Genomic DNA, 18573 nt, shown 5'->3' on the forward strand with positions numbered 1-18573 from the left:
AGCCGCGCATCACGTCAGGTGGGGCAATATTTTGTCCATCGTCAGGGGATAATCGCGGATGCGAGCACCAGTTGCATTGTACACTGCATTGGCGACCGCCGCACCTACCCCGCAAATACCGAGTTCGCCGATACCCTTGGCCTTCATCGGCGACGATTTATCGTCCACCTCCTCCAGGAAGATCACCTCGAGTGCCGGAATGTCGGCATGCACCGGCACATGATATTCGGCGAGATCGTGGTTCACGAAATAGCCGAAGCGTGTGTCGACGACGCATTCCTCCATCAGCGCCGCGCCTATACCCATGGTCATCCCGCCGAGGCATTGGCTGCGCGCAGTCTTGGGGTTGAGGATGCGGCCGGCGGCGGCCACCGTCAGCATGCGCCGTACGCGCACCTCACCGGTATCGCTGTCGACGCCGACCTCGCAGAAATGCGCGCCGAAACTCGCCTGGGCATATTTGTCGGTGAGGTCGCCGAACTTTATCCCGCCTTCGACCGCGATCCCTTCGGTTCCGGCCACCTGCGCCAGCGGTACGGAGCGGCCGCCCGAGCGCACCGTCCCATCAGCAAAGGTCACGTCTGAAACGTTGAATCCTGCTTTCTGCGCGACCTGCTGGCGCAGCGCCTCGCACGCGGCATAGACGCCGGCGGTCGAGCTGTTGCCGCCCCACGAGCCGCCCGAGCCCGAGGAAGTCGGGAAGGTGGAATCCGCCAGCCTCACTTCGACCTGACCGATCTGGACGCCCATCATCTCGGCCGCAGTCTGGGCGATGATTGTGTAGCTGCCGGTGCCGATGTCGGTCATATCGGTTTCCACCAGCACCGTGCCGTCGGATTGCAAGGTCACCCGCGCATTGGAATCCATCGTCAGGTTGGAGCGGAAGGCGGAGGCGACGCCGTAGCCGATCAGCCATTTCCCGTCGCGCGTCCGGCCCGGCTCGGCCTGGCGCCGCGACCAGCCGAACTTGTCCGCGCCGGTGCGCAGGCATTCGACCAGCTTGCGGGTCGAGAATGGCGTCTCGGGTCCCTTCTCCGGATCATATTGCACGTCGTTCATGATGCGCAGTTCGACCGGATCGACGCCAACCTTTTCCGCCAGCTCGTCCATCGCACATTCCAGCGCGAGCAGGCCGACGGCTTCGCCGGGCGCGCGCATGGCGTTGCCGACCGGCAAATCCAGATCGACGAAACGCAGCGCGGTCATCCGATCCTTGCCGCCATAAAGCTGCTTGGTCTGCCCGGTCGCGGTCTCGACCGCGCCGTCATGCTGGTTGCCGTTCAAGCTCTCATGCCCGATCGCCAGTAGCCGCCCGTTGGCCTCCGCTCCGAAACGCAACCGCTGGATCGTCGCCGGGCGGTGCGTCGTATTGTTCATGATCTGTGGACGCGCGATCGCCAGCTTGACGGGACGGCCGAGCTTGCGTGCACCGATTGCGGCAAGCGTCGCGTCGGCCTGAATCCACAATTTGGCACCGAACCCGCCGCCCACGAAAGCGGAGACGACGCGAACCCTGTCCTTGGGAATCAGCAGCGTGCCCGCCAGATCGCGCACCGCCCAATTGACCATCTGGTTGGACGTCCACACCGTCAGCCGGTCATCGTCCCAGCGCGCGATGGTGGCGTGCGGCTCCATCATCATGTGGCTCTGGTCGGGCGTCGTGTAGGTGACGTCGAGCTTGATCGGCGCGGCCGCATAGCCAGCGTCGAAATCGCCTGCATGGCTGTCCGGCGGACCCTGCGCCTGTTCGTCGCTCGGCCGGTAGGCGTTCGGTTTTTCCTGCTCCAGATCGAACCGGCCATCTTCGACCGCATAAGAGATGCGCACCAGATGCGCGGCGTCGCGCGCCTGCTCGAACGTCTCCGCCACGACCAGAGCGACCGGCTGGTGGTAGTAGCTGATTTCCGGGCTCACCAGTTGCGGGGCGAAATCCCCCTTCTTCGGGCCCTGTTTTGGCGCGTTGAGATGCGTCATCACCAACAGCACGCCCGGCGCCGCCTCAGCCTCGCTCGTGTCGATCGCGGAAATGCGCCCCTTGGCGATGCCCGAGGTGACGATGTAGCCATAAGCCGCGTTCGGCACCTCGGCATGATATTCATAGGCGTAAGGCGCATGACCGGTCACCTTGCGCGGCCCGTCAACGCGATCGTGGGCGACGCCCACCACGCGGCCATGGTCGATCGGATTGGGTCCGGCGGGCTGGTCGAAGCGAAGCTGGCTCATGCCCGTTCCTCCCGCAGCACCGCATTCAGCGTCCGTCGCGTCAGAATGGTCTTGTAAGCGTTGAGCGGGGTAGTCCGGGCACCATCGAGCGCAACCTCGGCGATCCGCTCCGCCCCCTGCTCGCGTTCCGCTGCCTCGACCCGCCACGGCTTGTGTGCGAGACCGCCGAAAGCGAAGCGCTGGAAGCCGTCGCCGATCACCGCCGCCACCGAGACGTTAGCGAAAGCGTAGGAGGCTCGGTCGCGCACCTTGCGGTAGATATGCTTGCCGCCAAGGGGCCTGGGCAGCACCACGCCGGTGATCAGTTCGCCCGGCTGCAGCACCGTTTCGATATGCGGGGTGTCGCCGGGAAGGCGGTGGAATTCGGCCAGCGGAATGGTGCGCGCGGCACCGCTCGGGCTGATCGTCTCCACCGTCGCGTCCAGCACCCGCATCGCGACCGCCATGTCGGACGGCTGGGTGGCGATGCAGGTCTCGCTCACGCCCATGATCGCATGGTTGCGGCTGAAGCCGCCGATCGCAGAGCAGCCCGATCCGGGCGTGCGCTTGTTGCAGGGTTTGGACGTGTCGTAAAAATAGGGGCAACGCGTCCGCTGCAGCAAATTACCGGCGGTGGTGGCCTTGTTGCGTAACTGGCCGCTCGCGCCGGAGAGCAAGGCGCGGCTGAGCACCGCATAATCCTTTCGCACCCTTTGGTCGGCGGCGAGATCGGTGTTGCGGACATGCGCCCCGATGCGCAGCCCGCCGTCGCCACTTTCCTCGATCCGGTCGAGGCCGAGATGATTGACGTCGATCAGATGGGTCGGCGTCTCGATCTGCAGCTTCATCAGGTCGAGCAGGTTGGTGCCGCCGGCGATGAACTTGGCGCCCGGCTGCTGCGCCGCGGCTGCAGCCGCGGCCTGCGGGCTGGTGGCGCGTTCATAGGTGAAAGGCCTCATGCCTCCTGCACCTCGCGAATGGCGTCGATGATGTTGGGATAAGCGGCGCAGCGGCAGATATTGCCGCTCATCCGCTCGCGCACCTCCGCATCCGAAAAGTCGACCTGCATCAGGTCTTCGGTCACGTGGCTCGGAATGCCGTCGGCGATCTCGCCCAGCATCGCCACCGACGAGCAGATCTGGCCGGGAGTGCAATAGCCGCACTGGAAGCCGTCATGCTTCACGAACGCCGCCTGCATCGGGTGGAGCTGGTCGGGCGATCCCAGGCCTTCGATCGTCGTCACCTCTTCGCCGTCATGCATCACCGCCAGTGATAGGCAGGAATTGATCCGCCGCCCTTCGACGATGACCGTGCAGGCCCCGCACTGGCCGTGATCGCAACCCTTCTTGCTTCCGGTCAGGTGAAGATGCTCGCGCAACGCGTCGAGCAAGGTCACGCGCGGATCGAGCGTGAGCGTTCGGGGGTTGCCGTTCACGGTCAGGCTGAGCTGCATCGTCGGTGTCATGCGGGCGTGCGTCTTTCAGATAGCGGGTTGCCTGGCGAGAGCGGCGCGGCAGCGACAGCCGCGCTTCCCGTCACAATTCCGCCGGATCACGTTGTTGGAATCGATCAAGGCAGCTCCCGCTCGGGTGGGAACGCGCCTAACGTAAAGCGGGTCCGCGCTTATTGCCATCGAGCGCATCGATCGCGCTCGCCGCGAGCAGGAAGGCGCCTACGCCGTAAAATTGCGTGTCCGACGCCGCCACCCTGTCCGGCTGATCGCTCACCTGCTGGACCCAGCCGAGACGGCCATCCGGCTGGATCGCGCGGACGAGCGCCGCCCAGCCCTTGCGCACCGCCGGCTCATAGCCTGCGCGATCGAGCAATCCCGCCTCGATCCCCCACGCCAGACCGTAGGTGAAGAAGCCGGTGCCGCTGCTTTCGGGCGGCGAGTTTTCCGGCGCGAGCAAAGATGGCGGCCAAGTCCCGTCGGGCTTCTGGAGCGGGACCAGCCGTGCCGCCATCTCACGAAACAGACCTTCCATCCTGATGCGGTCGGGACTGTTTTTGGGCAGCAGCGGGATGGTGCGCGCCATGCCGGCAATCACCCAGCCATTGCCACGCGCCCAGAACAATTTGCGGCCCTGGGCATCGCGCCGTTCGAAGAAGCGGCTGTCGCGATAGAAGAGCCGCTCTTTGGGATCGTAAAGAAAGTCGGTGGTCGCCCAGAATTCCTTCAGCGCGAACGCCGCGTAGCGCCGGTCGCCGGTCTGCCGGCTCATCTCGATCCAGCCGGCCGGCGCCATGAACAAAGCGTCGCACCAGCACCAGCGGGTCAGGCATTCGGTCGCGTCGTAACTGCCGGGTGGCGAATAGAAGGCCAGCGTCGTGCGTGGCGGATGCGCCAGGATATAATCGAATTTGGCGCGCGCCGGCCCTCGTGCCGCCGGCCCGGCCCCGTTCTTGACCGCCCACAGGTAAGGCTGGAGGATCGCCTGCGCATCCGCGTGATAAGGCCGCGCGTCGCTCGCCCAGCCGTTGGACTTGCCCATGGCCAGCAATGCGTCGCGGAAGCGCGGCTGCGGATCGCGATCAGCCAGCGCGGTCAGACCGATCCAGAAGGCGGCGCGCATCCAGGATCGCGCATCGGCCGTCTCCTCGACGTTGCGCGACATGCCGTCTGTCTGATGCAGGCGGGCCAATTGCCAGTCGGCAAGCCGCTCGGCCGCAATGCGTGGATCCACCGCTTGCGCCGCAACGCGCACCGGCAGCAGCGTCAGCGCCGCCATGAGCCCGTATATCGCTGCTCTGGTTGTCATCGCACCTCTCCGTTATGGCCTGTGGCTATCAGCCCCGGGCGGCAGGGTCATGCCCGAAAAAGAGCTGAGCGGGAGGCTATATGGTCCGTCGTCTTGCCTTGCTTGCGGTACTGCTGGCGTCATCGGCGCATGCCGACCGCCTTTCACCCCCGCCTACCCGCGAAGCCCAGGCACGGGTCCAGATCGCACCCTATCGCTACGACGACGTGCTGTGGGAAAATGACCGGACCGCGCATCGCATTTACGGCCACGCGCTGGAGGCCGCGGAGCCGCCGTCGGGCTCCGGGATCGACGCCTGGGGCAAATCGGTCCGCTGGCCCTTCATGGACCGTCAGCTGCGTTCGGGCGACCAGCATGCCGAACATGGCGAAGGGCTGGACTTTTACGACGTGCGCACCGGCCGCGGTGCCGGAGGGCTGGGCATCTGGTACGACAATAAATTATGGACCTCGCGCAATTATCGCGTCGTCCGCATCCTCAATCCCGGGCCCAAAGTCGCCAGCTTCGAGGTAAGTTATGCGCCCTGGCCGGTCGATATCGTGCGCAACGTCCGCGAGACGCGCAGATTCACGCTCCCGCTCGGCACCAGCTTCACCCGGCTCGTCTCGACGCTGCAGTCGAGCACGGCGGGTCCGCTGGTGGTTGGCATCGGCATCGGCAAGCACACTACCGGCCCGGGCAGGGAAGATGTGCTCAGGGACCCGGCCCACGGCTTCTTGAGCGTGTGGAGCCTACCCGCCGAAGGCAAGGGATCGATGGCGGTGGCGATCCTGTTCGATCCGAAAAGCCTGGTCCGCATCACCGAGGATGCCGACAATTATCTGATCCTCCTGCGCCAACGGCCCGGCGTGCCGTTCGTCTATTATTCGGGCGCGGCCTGGGATGGCGGACCCGACTTTCATGATCGTAATTCCTGGACCCGCTATGTCCGTGCGCAACGGCCCGATTTCGATCCGCGCCACTGATTTGCCGTGCCGCCCCGGCGGTGCTTAAGAAGCCGGGCAGAATCGAAAGGGCCGCCCGTTTTATGTCTCCCGCCAAGCCGATCGTCTTCTTTGGCGAGATCATGCTGCGCCTCTCGCCGCCCAACCGCGAGTTACTGCTGCAATCGGCGAAGCTGGACGTGTGGGTCGCCGGTGCCGAGGCCAATGTCGCGACCGGCCTCGCGCGGCTCGATCATCCCACCCGGATGGTGACGGCGGTGCCGGCGACGCCGTTGGGCGACGCGGCCGTGCAGGCGCTGCGCTCGCATGGTATCGACGTTTCGGGCATCCAGCGCCGCGACGGGCGCATGGGCCTCTATTTCGTGACGCCCGGTGCCGGGTTGCGCGCCACGGAAGTGATTTACGATCGCGCGCATTCCGCTTTTGCCGACGCCCCGCCCGAAATTTGGGACTGGGATGCCGTCCTGGGCGATGCCGCCCGGCTGCATCTGTCCGGCATCACGCCGGCGCTCGGGCCCAACGGCACCCAAGCGGCGCTGGCCGCGGCGGCTGCCGCGACGCGCCTGGGCGTACCGATCTCGTTCGACGGCAATTGGCGTGGCAAATTGTGGGAGGCCTGGGATGGCCGCCCGCGCGAGACACTGTCCCAACTGGTGGCGCAGGCGGACATCATGTTCGGCAACCATCAGGATGTCGCGTTGCTGCTCGATCGCCATTTTTCCGGCGACGGCGAACAGCGCCGGCGCGAGGCCGCCGAAGCCGCTTTCATGGCTTTCCCCGGCCTCAGGCTGATTGCGTCGACGGCGCGCCATGTCGAGGATAGCGACCGCCATCGCCTTGCCGCGCGGATCGATACGCCCGAACGTGGCTTCCAGACCGACGAGCTCGCCATTTCCGGCATTGTCGATCGGATCGGTGGCGGCGACAGCTTCGCGGCGGGCGTGCTGCACGGGCTGATCGAAGGCCTGAGCCTGGAAGACGTGGCCCGCGCCGGGCTGGCGCTGACCGCGCTCAAACATAGCCTGCCCGGCGATGCGAGCCTGTTCACCCGGCGCGATATTGCCGCTTTCCTCGAGGGCGGGCTCGACGTGCGGCGCTAGCCGCGCGTTATTGCGAAGACCGCCTCGCCGCGAGCGTCATTGCCGTCCCGGCCAGGGCGGCCAGGCCAAGCCCTGTCACCACCCGGTGTCGCGCCGCCCACGTGTAGAGGCTGAAGCTGCGCCCGGATTTGATGCCCGATCGCACGCGGCCTTCATTGGCAGGCGCCGACATATTGTCGCTGGGCGTCGGCGGCCGGCTCGGATCGGTCAGCGCCGGAATCAGGAAGCGCGCCAGATGGTCGAGCAATCCGGGGAAATGGGTCCCGATCAGGACCTGCAAGCGCGGCACCCCGCCGATCGTGATCTCCCGCCGCGGATGCTCGGCCCCCTCCAGGATCGCCTGCGCGACCAGATCGGGATCGTAGACCGGCGGCGGGATCAGCGCCTCATGTCCCATATGATTGGCGGCATGCTGGCCGATCGGGGTATCGATTCCGCCCGGCTTCACCAGCGTGACCGAAACCGGGACCTGCTCCGTCACCAGCTCGATCCGCAGCGAATTGATATAGCCCTTCACGGCATGTTTCGACGCCGCATAGGCAGCCATCACGGGCGATGGCAGATCGGATGCGATCGAGCCCACCGTTATCAGCGCCCCACCGGATGCGCGCATGTGTCGAAGCGCCGCGGTCGCACCGTTGACCACGCCGAAATAATTGGTGCGGAAAAGCTGCTCATGTTCCGCGATCGGCGTGTCGCGCAGCATTGCGTAGATCGCCACGCCGGCATCGTTGACCCAGGTGTCGATCCGGCCGAACCGTGCGATCGCCAGGGCCGCGGCAGCCTCCACCTCTTCCGGCACGCCGACGTCGGCGACCGCGAAGGCAGCAACGCCCCCGGCCTGCTCGATCTCCGCGACGGCATTGGCGAGCGCGGCCTCGTCGCGCGCGACCAACACCACCTTGGCACCCGCGGCCGCGGCCATTTTCGCGGTGTCGAGGCCAATCCCCGAACTGGCGCCGGTGATCACCATGACCTGTTCGTGCAGCGGACGAAGATGATAACGCATTGAGACTATTCTCCGGGTTGCGGGCTACCTGCTTTGCACTGTCGCGTTCGCTGTGACGCGCCCTGGCGGCCACCGGCGCCCCCGACGCAACTCGTTGAGGAAGCTGCGAAACGGACCGCGCCTTAGGGGCGTTCCATCACGCGGCACGGGCCGCCGAAATAATCTGCACAAGCGCGCGCTCGCCGCTAAGAGGCGCCGATGCCCGCAGCCGTCCCGCCCCCCGCCGCCCCGACCGAGATCGTGGCTCCCGCCACCGAATCTTATACCGAAATTGTCGTCACGGGGCGGGGCCTGGCGCAGGTGGCAGGCGATGCCGCCTATGACGTTGTCACGATCGATCGGGCACGGCTGAACTCGACCGCCAGCGGCAGGCTCGAGGATGTGCTGCGCGACGTCGCCGGCTTCCAGCAATATCGGCGGTCCGATGCCCGTTCGGCGCATCCCACCAGCCAAGGCGCGACGCTGCGCGGACTTGGCGGCAATGCGTCGTCGCGCGCACTCATCGTGCTCGACGGCGTGCCGCAGATCGATCCGTTCGGCGGTTGGGCGACCTTTACCGCTTTCGATCCCTCCCGCCTCGGCGAGATCCGCGTTACGCGCGGCGGCGGCAGCGGGATTTACGGGCCGGGCGCTCTCGCCGGCACGATCGAGATCGACAGCGCCGGGCCGGAGCAATTGCGGCCGGCAACCGCCTCCTTCGCTTATGGCAGCCGCAACGCGATCGATGCCGACGCCTCCCTGTCGAGCACCGCTGGGGCGGGCTTTGCCACCGTGTCCGCAAACTATCAGCGCGGCGATGGCTTCATCCCGATCGTCGCCAGCCAGCGCGGCCCGATCGACCAGCCGGCCGCCTACCGCCAGGGCTCGGTCAACGCGCGCGCCATCTTTCCCGTGTCAGGCGAAACCGAGCTCCAAGCTAACATGCTGCTGATGCGGGACGAGCGTAACCGCGGCGTACCCGGCACCGAAAACGCCACCACGGGCGCGGATGCCAGCTTGCGGCTGGTCGGCCGCGGCCGCTGGGGTTTTGAGGCGCTGACCTATCTCCAGCTGCGCAAGTTCAATTCCGGCTTCGCCAGCGCCAATGCGGGCCGGACCGCCGCCACCCAGACCCTCGACCAGTTCAACGTGCCGGCGACCGGCGCCGGCGGGCGGATCGAACTGCGTCCGCCGCTCGGCGGCAATCTCGAGCTGCGCCTCGGCGCGGATGCGCGCTATACCGAGGGCGAAACCGAGGAATATTTCACCTATGTCGCCGGTGCCCCGACGCGCCAGCGTGAGGCGGGTGGGCGTACCACCACCGCCGGCGCCTTCGCCGATCTGAGCTGGCCGCTCGACGACCGCCTGATCCTCACCGGCGGCGGCCGCATCGACCGCTGGTGGATCACCGACGGGCGCCTGCGCGAACGCACGCTGGCCACCGGCGGCTTCGTGACCAACACGGATTACGCCGATCGCAGCGGCACCGAAACGACGGCCCGCGGCGGCATCGCGTGGAGGCCGGCGCGCCATTGGCACGCACGCGCGGCCGCGTACCTCGGCTGGCGCCTGCCGACGCTCAACGAACTCTATCGTCCATTCCGCGCCGGCGCTGATGCCACCGCCGCCAATCCCGCGCTTCGACCGGAGCGGCTCAAGGGGGTCGATGCGGGTATCGACTGGACGCCCTTCGCCAACACCAAAGTAAGCGGCACGATTTTCCACAACGTTCTCGATCAGGCGATCGGCAATATCACGCTGGGCGCGGGGCCTGGTACCTTCCCAGGCGTCGGCTTCGTCGCAGCGGGCGGCGTCTATCGCCAGCGCGGTAACCTCGACGCGATCCGCTCGAACGGTGCCGAATTCGAAGCGCATGTGACGGATGGCCAATGGCGGTTGTCCGCCTCCTACGCTTATGTCGATGCCAGGGTGCGCGGCGAGGGTCTTTCGGCAGCGCTCGACGGCCTGCGCCCCGCCCAGACGCCGCGCCATCAGCTTTCGGCGACGCTGGGCCGCGAGGAATTGTGGGGCCTCTCGGCTTCCGCCACGTTGCGCTACGTGGCTGGGCAATATGAGGATGATCAGAATAGCCGCACCGACAAGAGCGCAACCACGCTCGATCTGACGGCGGGCATTCCCATCGGACATAATCTGTCGATCGAGGCGCGCGCCGAAAACGTCACCAACGCCCGGATCGAGGCCACCGTGGCCTCCGACGGCACCATCGAACGCGCGACGCCGCGTACCTTGTGGCTGGGGATCAGGTTCGGCGCCTAGCGGGCGCCCCGTTCGTCACGGCACCGTTTCGGTTGCCAAGTGTTGTGTCCGGGTCGGACCCATGTCCGAGCTTAGGAGAGACACGATGAAAATGAACATTCTTGCCAGCGCGGCCGTGTTGGCGATGCTGGGCGCGATGCCGCTCACCGCGCAGCCATCGGGCGGGTGGAACAGCGCCTCGTCAGGGAATTGGGATCGCGACGCCTTCTGGCGCGGCGCCCCGGCAGACCCTCGCCAGCGTATTCAGTTCCTGCAGCAGCGGATCGATCGCGGCGTGGCCGATGGCAGCCTTAGCCGGCGCGAGGCACGCAATGCCCAGCTGGAGCTGAACAACATCCGCCGCGATGCCTTGCGCCGTGGCTGGAATTCAAGCCGTAGCGTGGCGATCCAGCAGCGGCTGGATACGCTGAGTCAGCGCCTACGCTGGCAGCGTCACAATGGCGATTCCGCCTATGGCCGCAATGGGGCAGGTTATGCGAGTGGCGGTGCCGGTTACTATGCCGGCAACGATCCGCGTTTCCGCACCAATTACGACGCTTCGCGTTACTATCGTGACGGGCCCAATTATTCCGAGCGCCGCCTGTCGTCGCAGGACGAAATCTATCGCGGCTCGGACGGTCGTTATTATTGCAAACGCAATGACGGCACGACCGGTCTGATCGTCGGCGCGGCAGGTGGCGGCATCCTCGGCAACGTGATCGACGGTGGACATAACCGTACCGCCGGCACCCTGATCGGCGGTGCACTCGGCGCCCTGCTTGGTAAGTCGATCGAGCAGAATAACGACGTTCGCTGTCGTTAAGACCAGAAATGTGGGTGCCCGGCCATATTCGGCCGGGCATTCACGCGCTTACTTCGCCCGTTAGCGGGTGAAAGCCCAAGGCCTTGGCGACCGCCGCATAGGTTTCGCTGGCCAATCGTTTCCGGTCGATCCGCGCGCCGTCCAGCGGCGCCAGAAAATGCAATGTCACCCGCACCGGCGCCGGGCGGTTGAGCATACGCTTCAGCTCGCTGGTGAAGCCCGCACCGTGCGGCCAGGCGATCTCGCCTGCCCGCGCACCATAATCGACCGCGAGCGGCTGCACCGTGACCCCGGCCTCGTTGGCCGCGGCGAACAACGATGCCCGAAACGGGGTCAAGCTAAGCCCGTCGCCAGTACCGGCCTCCGCGAACAGCACGACCGGACGACCCTCGGTCAAGGCCACCGTTACCGCATTGGCTTGCTTGCGCGCTTCGCTGCGCTTCTGACGCGCTACGAACACACTGCCGCCAACCTTGGCGAGCCATCCGATCAGCGACCAGCCCGCGATTTCCGACTTGGCGATGAAGCGGGCGGGCGTCGTTCCGCCGATCGCGGGAATATCGAGCCAGGAAATGTGATTGCCGGCATAGAGTACATTACCGGTCACCGGCCGACCAACGACCTTAATCCTAAGGCCAAGCAGCCACCCGACACAGCCCAGGAAGAAGCGCACCATGACAGCGCCCCGCCCGAACAGTTGCAGGATTGCCCAGGCCGGCAGGCATACCAGCAACAGCCCGGCCATACTCAGCACACGCCCCACCGCCCTCGCGGACATTATGCTGTCTCAGTCCTGTCGGTCGAGGGAGACGCCGTACAGCTCCATGCGGTGATCGACGAGCCGGAAGCCCAGCTTCTCGGCAATGCGCTTCTGCATCGCTTCAAGCTCAGCGTCGACGAATTCGATCACCTTGCCGGTTTCGACGTCGATCAAATGATCATGATGCTCCTCGGCCGCTGCTTCATAGCGCGCGCGGCCGTCGCCGAAATCGTGCCGTTCAAGGATGCCCGCATCCTCGAACAGCCGTACCGTTCGATAGACGGTCGCGATCGAGATACCCGGATCGATCGCCGCGGCACGCGCATGCAGCGCCTCCACATCGGGATGATCCTCCGCCTCGGACAAGACGCGCGCGATCACCTTACGCTGTTCGGTGATGCGCAGACCCTTGTCGGCGCACAGAGTTTCCACATCGATCTTGCGCGTCATACGTGCATGCTAACGGCTTTACCGCGCCGTTGAAAGAGCGACGGGCCGATCCATGTCGATCGGCCGCGCCAGCGTCAGCGCATCCCGGGTCGTGCCGTCCGCTCCATGATAATAATCGCGGCGCCTTCCGATCTCTCCGAAGCCCGCGCCCCGATACAATTCCAGCGCGGGATTATCGTCACGCACTTCGAGCAACAGCCGGTGCGCGCCCTTGCCGGCCGCGATCGCGACCGTCCGTTCGATCAGCGCGCGCCCGACACCATGCCCGCGCGCATCCGGATCGACCGCCAGCAGCAGCAATTCCGCCTCGTCGATCAGCAGCCGGCTGAGGGCGAATCCGGCGGTATGCCCGCTTTCCTCGGCAAAGCTGAGCCAGACGCCCGGCAGCGACAGCATGCCGAGGCATTGGCCGGCGCTCCAGGCCTCGCCGTAAGCGGGGTCGAACGCGCGCACCATCACTTCCATGATGGCGCCGATATCGCCTTCATTGCCCTCGCGCAGGATAGCGCTCATCGCGGGAGAGCCGCATCGGGAGGCCGTCCGTAGAGCGGCGTCGGCGGCAATCCCGCCAGCCCGGCCGGCAGCAGGATCGCATCGGCGGCGTTGGGGAAGCGCTCCTCGGCATGGCCATGGCCCCGCGCTTCCACCAGGGCTAGCGCGCCCGATCCAAGGACAAGATCGTCGGAAATTTCCACGCCCGCCTCGGCTGGCGGCAGCGAGCGCATCGCAGTGATCGCCGTCAGCGGCGCCAGCGCGAAGCGCTGCACGAACACTTCGCCATGCCCCCCGGTAATCGCCACGCCGATCTCGTCCCCCGGTGCGGTGGCGGCAATCAACGCGAGCGCACTGAAGCCGGCCACCTCGACCTGCCACGCCAGCGCCAACGCGCGCGCCGCGGCCAAGCCGACACGAATACCGGTGAAGCTGCCCGGTCCGCAATCAACCAGGATCAGGTCGGCGCGCGAGGTATCCGCCGCCGCCAGCACCTCGCCGATCATCGGCACCAGCCGCTCGGCGTGACCGCGCCCGACGATTTCATGGGCGGAGGCGCGCACGACGGCACCGTCGAGCAGCGCCACCGAGCATGCGGCGGTCGCCGTCTCGATCACCAACGTCGTCATGTGCTTAGAGTAGCTGGTTCGCTTCCTCGAAGTCGAGGCGCGGCAGGCGCTCGAAGATGCTCGCTGGATCGCCATGGCCGAGCGTCGAGATGAAGTTGGTCTTGTAGGCCGTGCCGCCGAAGAAGGCCTCGTTGACCTTATGGGTGTCGAAACCCGACATCGGCCCCGTATCGAGCCCGAGCAGGCGTGCGGCGATGATGAAATAGGCGCCCTGCAGCGTCGAATTGCGGAAGGCCGATTCCTTGATCAGGCCATCATTGCCGAGGAACCAGGCACGCGCATCGGTATGGGGAAACAGCTTGGGCAGCCGCTCATAAAATTCCATGTCCATCGCCAGGATCGCGGTCACCGGCGCTTTGCGCACCTTGGGTGCATTCTGGGCCGAGCAGAAGCCGGCAAGCTTGTCCTTGGCCTCCTGGCTGACGCACCATATGATCCGCAGCGGCTCCTGGTTCGCCGAGGTCGGACCCCATTTCAACAGGTCCCAGAGGGCGCGCAGCTCGGCCTCGGTGACCGGCTCGTCGGTGAAGCCATTATAGGTGCGGGCGGTACGGAAGACGCGGTCGAGAACCTCGTCGGAAAGCGGAGCAGCCATGATTTCCCTTTACGCAGCGCGGACTTCGGTAACCTCGGGCACGTAATGTTTGAGCAGTTGCTCGATGCCCTGCTTGAGCGTCGCGGTCGACGACGGGCAACCGGCGCAGGCACCGTGCATCGCCAGATAGACGACACCCTTGTCGAAGCCGCGATAGACGATATCGCCACCGTCATTGGCCACTGCGGGGCGGACGCGCAGCTCGATCAGCTCCTTGATCTGGGCGACGATGTCCGCATCCTCCGGATGCTCGGCAAAGGCTGAATCGTCCGCGATATGAATGTCGCCGGCACTACCCGCCCTGAACAAGGGGGCCTGGCTGGAGAAGTGATCCAGCAGCACGGTCAGCACTTCCGGCTTGAGGTCGCGCCAATCGGCGCCCTCGCCCGCCGTCACCGCCACGAAATCGCGGCCGAAGAACACGCCCGCCACGTCGCCCAGCGAAAACAAAGCTTCGGCCAACGGCGAGGCCTCGGCCTCATCCGCGTCGGCAAAATCACGCGGCGGGCCGGCCTCGATCACCGGACGGCCGGGGAGGAACTTGAGCGTCGCCGGATTGGGCGTGGTTTCGGTCTCGATCAGCATGGATGCCATGTGGGCCGCGCGACGTGGCAGATCAAGCGGCGCCGTGCAGCTTCAAGACAGGTCATTGCGAGGAATGCAGAAACGAATTGCTTACTGCTTGGCGGACTTCATGCCGCTCAGCCGCGTCATCAGGATGGCGGCGCGTTTGGCCTGCCGCGGGAAGCTCGTGAGATCGGCGGTTTCGCCGGCGGCATGCGCGCCATTGCCGGCGGCGCCGGTGCCGACCAGGCCATCCGTATAAGGTGCGACGAAGGCGATATCGCCGGCGCCACGCTTCATCGGATCGAGCTCCGCCATTTCGGGAAGGCCCAAGTCGCGGTTGACGCCGTTGAGCTGCGCCAGCAGCGCCCGGCTGCCCGCGGTCGGCGCCATGGCCGGATAGCCCTCGCTGAAGCTGATCTCGGCACCGGTGCCGGGCAGATGATCGGCGACGATCGCGCGCATCTTTTCCTCGATCCGCATCGCCTGATCGTTCGACAAAGCCCGGATATCGCCGGTGGCATATCCCTTGCCCGCGATGATATTGGCCTTGCCCTGCGCCGTGCCACCGACTGCCTCCTCGGTGGTCGCGGAGGGGGTGGCGGTAACCCCGCCGAGCACGATGCCGACGCTATAGGTCAAATTGGGCTCGCGCAGCTCGCGGCGGAAGCTGTCGATGATCCGCGCCAGTTCATAATTGGCGCCGAAGCCGTCATTGTCGCTGAAAATTCCGGCCGAATGACCGGTGCGTCCGGTGGTGGTCAGCGTCCAGGTGATCGAGCCGCGCCGCGCGATCGAGCCCATGTCCTGGCCGCCGTCGCGCGTCAGCCCTTCAAACTCCAGCGCAGCATCGGCCCATTTGCCCGCCTCGATCATGTCGTGCCGCGCCAGCGCGACCGGATGGCCCGCGCTTTCCTCGTCACCCGACAATATGATCCGGATGTCGGCCCGGGCGAGCGTCCCGGCGGCCTTCATCGCGCGTAGCGCCGAGACCATGATCACCAGCCCGCCCTTCATGTCGGACACGCCAGGCCCCACCACCGTGTCGCCGCGCCGCTCCATCTTCTGGAACGGACTGTCCTTCTCGAACACGGTGTCCATATGGCCGATCAGCAGGATGTGCTTGCCCTTGCCCTTATGCTCGGCGACAAGATGGCCGGCACGGCCGGTTTCTTCCATCGGCACCCAGCGTACGGCGAAGCCGAGCGGCTCCAGTTCTGCCTGCATCATTCCCGCCACCGCGCACACCCCTTCGAAATTGCGGGTGCCGCTATTCTGGTCGACCATCCGCTGCAGCAACGCGAAGTCGCGCTCCTGCGAAGCGTCGACAGCAGCGGCGATACGCACCTCGGGCGGAGCAAGCGCGGCACTGGCCGCATCGGGAACGATGATAGCGAGGAGCGCAGCGGCGATCAGCTTCATGGGGTCTCCTGGCTTTGCCGCGACCGACGGGACAAAAGGTCACTTCTTGGCGGGGTCATCCACCTGTAAAGTATATTGATATTTCATTTTGCCGTCCGCCACGGCCCAGACATCGCCGGATGAAGCGATCGCGACGCCCAGCGGCACGCGGCTGGCGAGCGAAATCCACACATGGATTTCGGTCGGCTGCGGATCGAGCACATGGGTAACGAAGAACATGAGCGGGTTCGGAACGGCTTTCTTCAGATCCATGGCGATGCAGGAATTTGTAAAGGGGCGCGACCCTGCGATCGATCCGTTGGCGGCGACATCGATGCGGTAGTGACCGCCGAGCGGAAAGCTGCTGATGGTCGCTTGCGGGGCCAGCACATAGACCGGCACGATCCCGTCGATTGTCGCCGGAGGCAGCACGACCGTGTTGAGCGCCCCCTTGCCACACTGCCGGACGCCGACCTTATTCAACGTCTCGGGCGTCATCACCGCCGCGCGCGCGTCAGCCATGCGACGTTCAATCGCGGTCATCCCGCGATCGTCGTTGGCGGAGACGATGTGCTGCGAAAGCACCTTGCGCCCCTGCATGTGCGCCACAAACACCTTGTAAGGCTGGTTGCCGTTCAGACCATAGAAGATGGCAACGGTACCGGCATTTTCCCGCTCGACAATCCAGCCGCGCACGCCGGCCTTGGCGGGATCGGGCATTGCCGCCACCAGGGCGTCGGTCGCCCCCCAGGCGGCCTGATCGAAATCGTAAAGATCGCGCCCGATCCGCTCCGCCTGCTCAACGGCTGCCAGCTGCGCGGGCGCTCGGGCGATGACTTTCGTGGCGGGCGCAGACGAAGCGGACGAAAGTCCGGCGAGCAAGAGCAACGTCCACATGATCACAGGCTAAACGGCCTGTCCTACCATGTGCAACCCTCGGAAACATTCACCGCGTGCGCGTCGGGCGCGCGCTAACTTTCCTCGATATGGCGCTCGTCCTCCGTGCTTAGCGCCAATTCGTGGAAATCCAGTTCCTCCTGCAGCACGATGAACGCATCGGCATCCACCTCATGCGCGCCGCGCAGCTCCTCCAGCCGTTTGCGCTGGCGCCGCACGGCGAGAAGCCCGAGCTTGCGCCGTTCCTTGAACGGCACGGAGTCGCGCGGCTTGGCGACCGCCGCGCGCATCGTCTCAAACGTATAGCGCCAGTAATCGGCGGCAGGCCCGGTACGATCCGCCAGCGTCGCCAGCCCCGCTTCGGCCAATTCGGTCCGGGCCTTGTCGAGTTCGCGCTGCGCGCCTTCCTCGCCATCCAGCCGCAGCAGCCGCACCAGGGGCGCGAGCGTCAGCCCTTGCAGGACCAGGGTCGCGAGCACGACGGCGAAGGCGGTCAGCACGATCAGGTCGCGCTGCGGAAAATCGGCCGGCAAGGCGAAGGCAGTGGCCATCGTGATCAGGCCGCGCATACCGCACCAGCCGACGAGCACGCCATGCCTGATGGTTGCCGGCTTGAACTCGCCGCGCAGGGAGACGAAGCGATTGGACAAGCGGTTGTAGATCAGCACCCATATCAGCCGCACCAGGATCACGCACAGGATCACCAATCCGGCGAATCCGGCGGCCTCGTAGAGCCGGTCGAGCGGCATGCCCCCGACGATCCTACGAGCCTGCATTCCCATCAGCAGGAAAGCGAGTACGTTGAGCAGGAAGACGACCGTCTCCCACACCGCAAAACTGTGGACCCGCACCCGGGCCAAGGTCTGCAGCCCGGCCGAACGCGCGACCGTCATCGCGAAGGCCACCAGGCACAGGACGGGCGACAGGCCGAGCCGCTCTGCGATGATCCACACCCCGAAGGCGGTCAGGAATTCCAGCAGATTGCCGCCGAGCGTGCCGCTCACGTAGCGCTGGATGCGCTTGGAGCACCATGCCAGCGCGATGCCGAGCAGGATCCCGCCCGGTGCGGCCAGGCCGAGCCGCAGTGCGATGCCGCCATCGATGCCGCCATGGCTCTGGATCGAGATAGCGGCGCTGAAAAGGAGCAGCGCGAGCGCATCGTTCAACAGGCTTTCGCCCTTGAGCACGGCCACCGACCGGCGCGGCATGCTGACGGTTCCCAGCACCGCGGTCGCCGCCGCGGCATCAGGTGGTGCGACGATCGCGCCCAATGCCAGCGCCGCGTAGAAAGGCAATCCGGCAAACGCCATGCCGAGCCAGGTCACGGCGCCCGCGGTCAGCAGCACCGCCACCACCGCCAAGGCGAAGAGCGGCCGCCATAGCCGCCACACCGCGCCCACCGGAAAATCATAGGCGGCGTCGACCAGCGCCGGGGCGATGAACAGCGCCAACGCGATATGCGGATCGAGCGCGATCGACGGCGTCCCCGGGATCAGCGCCAGCACCACGCCCGCGGTGGCGAGCATGGCCGGATAGGGAATGGACAAGCGTCGGGACACCTGCAGCAGCAGGATCGATGCCAGCACCAACGCCAGCAAGCTTTCGAAGAAGCTCATGACGCGGTGTAGCCGCAGGATCGTCCCGGCTCAAAGCGGGATCTGCCCCGCGCTTGCGGGACACAGAAGAGGGGTTCGGGACTGGATTGCTTCGCTA

General features: G+C 66.0%; 18 protein-coding genes. 4 read left to right on the forward strand and 14 right to left on the reverse strand.

All coding sequences use genetic code 11. From position 1 onward, the window contains the following. Positions 1 to 9: 9 nt before the first annotated feature. The 4 genes from paoC to DX905_RS06020 form a co-directional block, all read right to left on the reverse strand. Positions 10 to 2223, reverse strand: a complete 2214-nt coding sequence (gene paoC / locus DX905_RS06005; RefSeq protein WP_116090535.1) for an aldehyde oxidoreductase molybdenum-binding subunit PaoC — start codon at positions 2221 to 2223, stop codon at positions 10 to 12. Continuing rightward, the gene (locus tag DX905_RS06010; protein ID WP_116090536.1) at positions 2220 to 3161 is read right to left on the reverse strand and encodes an FAD binding domain-containing protein; all 942 of its coding nucleotides are present in this window, start codon (positions 3159 to 3161) and stop codon (positions 2220 to 2222) included. The genes paoC and DX905_RS06010 overlap by 4 nt, the downstream gene beginning before the upstream one ends. Continuing rightward, on the reverse strand, positions 3158 to 3667 hold the full coding sequence (paoA, locus tag DX905_RS06015) for an aldehyde dehydrogenase iron-sulfur subunit PaoA (RefSeq protein WP_116090537.1): 510 nt from the start codon (positions 3665 to 3667) through the stop codon (positions 3158 to 3160). Before paoA ends, DX905_RS06010 begins: the two co-directional genes overlap by 4 nt. 136 nt (positions 3668 to 3803) lie before the next feature. Continuing rightward, positions 3804 to 4961, reverse strand: a complete 1158-nt coding sequence (locus DX905_RS06020; RefSeq protein ID WP_116090538.1) for a glycoside hydrolase family 88/105 protein — start codon at positions 4959 to 4961, stop codon at positions 3804 to 3806. Positions 4962 to 5041: 80 nt separating this feature from the next. On the opposite strand from DX905_RS06020, the gene DX905_RS06025 reads away from it, so the two are divergent. Further along, on the forward strand, positions 5042 to 5926 hold the full coding sequence (locus DX905_RS06025; RefSeq protein WP_116090539.1) for a DUF4861 family protein: 885 nt from the start codon (positions 5042 to 5044) through the stop codon (positions 5924 to 5926). A 62-nt stretch (positions 5927 to 5988) separates the two neighbouring features. Then, positions 5989 to 7005 (forward strand): sugar kinase, encoded by a 1017-nt coding sequence (locus DX905_RS06030; RefSeq protein ID WP_116090540.1) that lies wholly within the window; start codon positions 5989 to 5991, stop codon positions 7003 to 7005. Positions 7006 to 7012: 7 nt separating this feature from the next. Here DX905_RS06030 and DX905_RS06035 read toward each other — a convergent pair whose 3' ends face one another. Beyond that, the gene (locus tag DX905_RS06035; protein ID WP_116090541.1) at positions 7013 to 8014 is read right to left on the reverse strand and encodes an SDR family oxidoreductase; all 1002 of its coding nucleotides are present in this window, start codon (positions 8012 to 8014) and stop codon (positions 7013 to 7015) included. Between the two features lie 198 nt (positions 8015 to 8212). Between DX905_RS06035 and DX905_RS06040 the strand changes: the two genes are divergently transcribed. Then, positions 8213 to 10270, forward strand: a complete 2058-nt coding sequence (locus tag DX905_RS06040; RefSeq protein ID WP_116090542.1) for a TonB-dependent receptor — start codon at positions 8213 to 8215, stop codon at positions 10268 to 10270. 85 nt (positions 10271 to 10355) lie between these two features. After that, positions 10356 to 11072: a glycine zipper 2TM domain-containing protein gene (locus DX905_RS06045; RefSeq protein WP_240320742.1), complete on the forward strand. Its 717-nt coding sequence runs from the start codon at positions 10356 to 10358 to the stop codon at positions 11070 to 11072. A gap of 40 nt (positions 11073 to 11112) precedes the next feature. Here DX905_RS06045 and DX905_RS06050 read toward each other — a convergent pair whose 3' ends face one another. The 9 genes from DX905_RS06050 to DX905_RS06090 all read right to left on the reverse strand — a co-directional run bounded on the left by DX905_RS06050 (position 11113) and on the right by DX905_RS06090 (position 18476). Continuing rightward, on the reverse strand, positions 11113 to 11850 hold the full coding sequence (locus tag DX905_RS06050) for a lysophospholipid acyltransferase family protein (protein WP_116090543.1): 738 nt from the start codon (positions 11848 to 11850) through the stop codon (positions 11113 to 11115). A gap of 9 nt (positions 11851 to 11859) precedes the next feature. Next, complete coding sequence (locus DX905_RS06055) at positions 11860 to 12282, reverse strand: Fur family transcriptional regulator (RefSeq protein ID WP_116090544.1); 423 nt, start codon at positions 12280 to 12282, stop codon at positions 11860 to 11862. 18 nt (positions 12283 to 12300) lie between these two features. Continuing rightward, a complete protein-coding gene (locus tag DX905_RS06060) occupies positions 12301 to 12795 on the reverse strand; it encodes a GNAT family N-acetyltransferase (RefSeq protein WP_116090545.1) in 495 nt (164 codons plus the stop codon). After that, complete coding sequence (gene tsaB, locus DX905_RS06065) at positions 12792 to 13403, reverse strand: tRNA (adenosine(37)-N6)-threonylcarbamoyltransferase complex dimerization subunit type 1 TsaB (RefSeq protein ID WP_116090546.1); 612 nt, start codon at positions 13401 to 13403, stop codon at positions 12792 to 12794. The genes DX905_RS06060 and tsaB overlap by 4 nt, the downstream gene beginning before the upstream one ends. A gap of 4 nt (positions 13404 to 13407) precedes the next feature. Then, complete coding sequence (locus tag DX905_RS06070; RefSeq protein WP_116090547.1) at positions 13408 to 13998, reverse strand: malonic semialdehyde reductase; 591 nt, start codon at positions 13996 to 13998, stop codon at positions 13408 to 13410. A gap of 9 nt (positions 13999 to 14007) precedes the next feature. Further along, positions 14008 to 14583 (reverse strand): NifU family protein, encoded by a 576-nt coding sequence (locus tag DX905_RS06075; protein WP_116090548.1) that lies wholly within the window; start codon positions 14581 to 14583, stop codon positions 14008 to 14010. 90 nt (positions 14584 to 14673) lie between these two features. Then, complete coding sequence (locus DX905_RS06080) at positions 14674 to 15984, reverse strand: M20/M25/M40 family metallo-hydrolase (RefSeq protein ID WP_116090549.1); 1311 nt, start codon at positions 15982 to 15984, stop codon at positions 14674 to 14676. Positions 15985 to 16023: 39 nt separating this feature from the next. Continuing rightward, positions 16024 to 16860, reverse strand: a complete 837-nt coding sequence (locus DX905_RS06085; protein ID WP_116090550.1) for a hypothetical protein — start codon at positions 16858 to 16860, stop codon at positions 16024 to 16026. Positions 16861 to 16934: 74 nt separating this feature from the next. Beyond that, entirely contained in the window at positions 16935 to 18476 is a 1542-nt protein-coding gene (locus tag DX905_RS06090) for a cation:proton antiporter (RefSeq protein WP_116090551.1), read from the reverse strand. Between the last annotated feature and the right edge of the window lie 97 nt (positions 18477 to 18573).

The organism is Sphingomonas crusticola (assembly GCF_003391115.1).
Lineage (GTDB): Bacteria > Pseudomonadota > Alphaproteobacteria > Sphingomonadales > Sphingomonadaceae > Sphingomonas_I > Sphingomonas_I crusticola.